The 306-nt window shown below is 33.0% G+C and carries 1 pseudogene; it reads right to left on the bottom strand.

From position 1 onward, the window contains the following. Positions 1 to 167: 167 nt before the first annotated feature. Positions 168 to 306, bottom strand: a pseudogene (locus ACFINS_RS10690) (DNA adenine methylase); the annotation flags it as partial.

The raw sequence follows: 306 nt of genomic DNA, 5'->3' as shown, positions 1-306 counted from the left end.
ATCGCATGTTTATCAACCAAGCCGTTATCATAAGACAAAAATTCAAATTTTTAAGGCAGAATAATACGCAAGTTTTATGTAAAAATAACCTCTTGTATTTATACATCTTTTTTACTGTGAGGGAAGTATAAGTGAAAGCGAGGGAATAGGATTTTGCAATATACTTCTTAATTATTGCGAATTAGAAGTTCCTTTCGTGGTGGTTTTTTAGTAAATCCTGCTGTCCAAAGGGTCTCAACTTCTAAAAAGTCAAAATCCTTAAAGATCTCTCGAACCGCAGCACAATCATTCAAACTCAAAACAAAC

The sequence above is a fragment of the Bartonella sp. AA2SXKL genome, from assembly GCF_042197205.1.
Taxonomy (GTDB): Bacteria; Pseudomonadota; Alphaproteobacteria; order Rhizobiales; family Rhizobiaceae; genus Bartonella.
This window is presented reverse-complemented; position numbering and strand designations above follow the sequence as displayed.